The following is a 4,044-nucleotide window of genomic DNA, read 5'->3' as shown; positions in this document are numbered from 1 at the left end:
GCGGCCAAGCTGGGCAAATCGGTGGCCGTGATCGAGCAGCGTCAGATGCTCGGCGGAGTGTGCGTCAACACCGGCACGATCCCGTCGAAGACGCTGCGCGAGGCGGTGCTCTACCTGACCGGCATGAACCAGCGCGAACTCTATGGCGCCAGCTATCGGGTCAAGGACAAGATCACCCCGGCCGACCTGTTGTCGCGAACCAGCCACGTCATCGGCAGACAGGCAGAAACGGTGCGTAACCAATTGATGCGCAACCGGGTTGACGTGATTCCCGGTGAAGGCCGGTTCCGCGACGAGCACACCCTGCTCGTCGAAGATCAGTCTCGTGGCGAGCGGACAACGGTCAGCGGCGAATACATCGTGATCGCGACCGGCACCACCCCCGCGCGCCCCGTTGGGGTGGAGTTCGACGAGAAGCGGGTGCTGGACTCCGACGGCATCCTCAATCTCCAGTCGATTCCGGCCTCGATGGTGGTGGTCGGCGCCGGCGTGATCGGCGTCGAGTACGCGTCGATGTTCGCCGCGCTGGGCGCCAAGGTGACGATCGTCGAGAAGCGGCAGGACATGCTGGACTTCTGCGACCCCGAGATCATCGAGGCGCTGCGCTTCCACCTGCGCGACCTGGCCGTCACGTTCCGCTTCGGCGAGGAGGTGACCGGAGTTCAGGTCGGCGCGTCGGGCACCATCACAAGTCTGGCCAGCGGCAAGAAGATCCCGGCCGAAACGGTGATGTATTCCGCGGGCCGGCAGGGCCAGACCGAAAACCTCGAACTGGAGCATGCGGGCCTGGAAGCCGACAACCGGGGGCGGATCTTCGTCGACGAGTCGTTCCAGACCAAGGTCGACCACATCTACGCCGTCGGAGACGTCATCGGCTTCCCCGCGCTGGCGTCGACCTCGATGGACCAGGGCCGGGTGGCGGCCTGTCATGCGTTCGGCGAGCCGGTACACGGCCTCACCGCGCTCCAGCCGATCGGCATCTACTCGATCCCGGAGATCTCCTACGTCGGCGCCACCGAAGTCGAGCTGACCAAGGATTCAGTGCCCTACGAGGTGGGCGTGTCCCGCTACCGCGAGTTGGCCCGCGGCCAGATCGCCGGCGACTCCTACGGGATGCTGAAGCTGCTGGTCTCCACCGACGACCTCAAGTTGCTCGGTGTGCATATCTTCGGCAGCAACGCCACCGAGATGGTGCACATCGGGCAGGCAGTGATGGGCTGCGAGGGCACGGTCGAGTACCTGGTCGACGCGGTGTTCAACTACCCCACGTTCTCCGAGGCGTACAAGGTCGCCGCACTGGACGTGATGAATAAGGTTCGTGCGCTAACTCATTTCGACAACTAGCACTCGTCGTCGAAGGATTGTGGCGCCGCGTCTCCCGGCCCGCCGGCCTGCGCCCGCTCGAACAGCTCGGCGATGTGCTGATCGAACGGCGACGAGTAGGACAGGTTCTCCGCGCAGCCGCCGCCGTGCAGACCACCGATCACACCGGTGACGGTCGAGCCGCTGATCCAGGGCGCGCCGCTGGTGCCGTCGACCAGACCGGCGCACGGCAGCTCGGGATACCCGCCGTCGCTCAGTCCGGTGCTGGCCTGACAGCCGATCGGCAGGCCGCCGACACCCGCCGGGTAGGCGACCACGTTGACCCGGCTACCCCGCGCCGGCGCGGTACCCAGCGTCAGTGCCGAACCGACCACGGCCTCGACCGAGCCACCGGTCGGGTGGCCCACCCGCGCGATCACGTAGTCGGCCAGCGGGTCTTTGTTGGCCAGCCAGCGCGGATCCAGATACACGGCGTCCACGGTCCACATGTCATCGGGTGTGGCTTTGCTGGCGAAGCCGGGAACAAACCGTACCGGTCCACCGGCGCTCAGGCAGTGCGCGGCGGTCAACACCAGGTTGCCCGCTGCCGAATGCAGAACTGAGCCAGTACAGGCGTGCAGATCGCTGCCAGACAGAAAAACGGCTCCCACCCGCGGATCGGGATCGACGGACGCTGCCGCGACCCGGTTCGTGGTACCCGCGACTGCCTGTTCGAGTTTGCTGGTGGGCGGTGCAGATTGGGCCTGATGTCCGCAGGCGACCAAAATCATCGCCATCCCCACCGCCGCTGCCTGAATGCGCATCGCCGTCGATCATGCCCGATTCGGCGGCCCAGGGTGGCCAACTGTGGTGAAGGACGAATTCGGCGTGCGGCCAAGCGGGTATCCCATCGGAATGCGGCCAGTCCCGGCCATGTTTTTTCGCACGTAGGCTGGCAGTCCGGCGCGGGTCCGCTGCCCACTGCCAGCCGATTTGAGGGACACTTATCTGACACGGTGCGGCACCACCGCGACGTGGCAAGGAGGCAACCGATGGGCCACAACGAGCCCCCCGACACACCCGATCGGGGTCAGCGTTTCCAGCCCGAGCAGAACGGCATGTACGAGCTGGAGTTCCCGGCGCCCCAACTGTCATCGTCTGACGGGCGGGGCCCGGTGCTGGTGCACGCGCTGGAAGGTTTTTCCGACGCCGGCCACGCGATCCGTCTGGCCGCGGGCCACCTCAAGGACAGCCTGGACACCGAGCTGGTGGCGTCCTTCGCAATCGACGATTTGCTCGACTACCGGTCGCGACGGCCGCTGATGACGTTCAAGACCGATCACTTCACCAACTACGACGATCCCGACCTCAGCCTCTACGCCCTGCACGACAGTGTCGGGACGCCCTTCCTGTTGCTGGCCGGCATGGAACCAGACCTGAAGTGGGAGCGGTTCATCACCGCCGTGCGGTTGTTGGCCGAACGTCTCGGCGTCCGTCAGACCATCGGGCTGGGGACCATCCCGATGGCCGTTCCGCACACCAGGCCGGTCACGTTGACCGCGCACTCCAACAACCGTGAGCTGATCGCCGATTTCACGCCGTGGATTTCGGAAGTGCAAGTTCCCGGCAGCGCGTCGAACCTGTTGGAATACCGAATGGCCCAGCACGGGCACGAGGTCGTCGGGTTCACCGTTCACGTTCCGCATTACCTGGCGCAAACCGACTATCCGGCCGCGGCGCAGGCATTGCTGGAGCAGCTGGCTAAAACCGGGTCGCTGCAGCTGCCGCTGAAGGCGCTGACCGAAGCGGCAGAAGATGTCAAGGTCAAGGTCGACGAGCAGGTCGAGGCGAGTGCCGAAGTCGCTCAAGTGGTGACGGCGCTGGAGCGACAGTACGATGCCTTCATTGATGCGCAGGAGAATCGGTCGCTGCTGACGCGGGACGAGGATCTGCCGAGCGGCGACGAACTCGGCGCGGAGTTCGAGCGGTTCCTGGCACAGCAGGCAGACAAGAAGTTCGACGACGACGATCCGACCTGATCGCCCTCCCGGGCCCGACAGTGAAGTTGGCGACATGACTCAGCGCAAGCCCAATCTTCGCTCGGTGCGAGAGGTCACGCCACAGCTGCAATTTCGGACCCTGCACGGTTATCGGCGCGCGTTCCGCATCGCCGGCTCCGGCCCGGTGATCCTGCTGATTCACGGAATCGGTGACAATTCCACGACCTGGGAGACCGTTCAAGCCAGGCTCGCGCAGAGGTTCACGGTGATCGCCGTCGACTTGTTGGGTCACGGGCAATCGGACAAACCACGCGCCGACTATTCGGTCGCGGCGTACGCCAACGGGATGCGCGACCTGCTTTCCGTCCTGGACATCGAGCGGGCCACCGTCGTCGGCCATTCGCTCGGCGGCGGGGTCGCGATGCAATTCGCGTACCAGTTCCCGCATCTCGTCGAACGACTGGTCCTGATCGGCGCCGGCGGCGTCACCAAGGACGTCAACATCGCGCTGCGGCTCGCGGCGTTGCCGATGGGCAGCGAGGCGCTGGCACTGCTGCGGCTGCCGTTCGTGCTACCGGCATTACAGATCTTCGGGCGCGCGGCCGGCTTGGTCTTGGGCTCCACCGCAATCGGCCACGACCTGCCCGACGTGCTACGGGTGCTCGCCGGCCTGCCGGAGCCGATGGCCTCGGCGGCGTTCACCCGGACACTGCGCGCGGTCGTTGACTGGCGCGGCCAGAGC

Annotated in this window: 4 protein-coding genes; 3 read left to right on the top strand and 1 reads right to left on the bottom strand. The window is 65.9% G+C overall.

From position 1 onward, the window contains the following. On the top strand, nt 1–1,344 hold a 1,344-nt coding region (gene sthA, locus VN856_RS27780), incomplete at its 5' end, for a Si-specific NAD(P)(+) transhydrogenase (protein WP_325695290.1). On the opposite strand, the gene VN856_RS27775 is transcribed toward sthA, so the two are convergent. Further along, nucleotides 1,341–2,126 (bottom strand): serine protease, encoded by a 786-nt coding sequence (locus VN856_RS27775; protein WP_325695289.1) that lies wholly within the window; start codon nt 2,124–2,126, stop codon nt 1,341–1,343. The genes sthA and VN856_RS27775 overlap by 4 nt on opposite strands. Before the next feature lie 228 nt (nt 2,127–2,354). Here VN856_RS27775 and VN856_RS27770 point away from each other — a divergent pair, with 228 nt between their 5' ends. Together VN856_RS27770 and VN856_RS27765 are read left to right on the top strand one after the other, a co-directional pair. After that, nucleotides 2,355–3,341: a PAC2 family protein gene (locus VN856_RS27770; protein ID WP_325695287.1), complete on the top strand. Its 987-nt coding sequence runs from the start codon at nt 2,355–2,357 to the stop codon at nt 3,339–3,341. Nucleotides 3,342–3,375: 34 nt separating this feature from the next. Continuing rightward, nucleotides 3,376–4,044, top strand: a 669-nt coding sequence (locus VN856_RS27765; protein ID WP_325695286.1) for an alpha/beta hydrolase, incomplete at its 3' end; no start/stop codon positions are given.

This window comes from Mycobacterium sp. (assembly GCF_035603715.1).
Classification (GTDB): domain Bacteria; phylum Actinomycetota; class Actinomycetes; order Mycobacteriales; family Mycobacteriaceae; genus Mycobacterium.
Note: the sequence above shows the minus strand (reverse complement) of the source record. Positions and strands in the feature narration are given on the sequence as shown.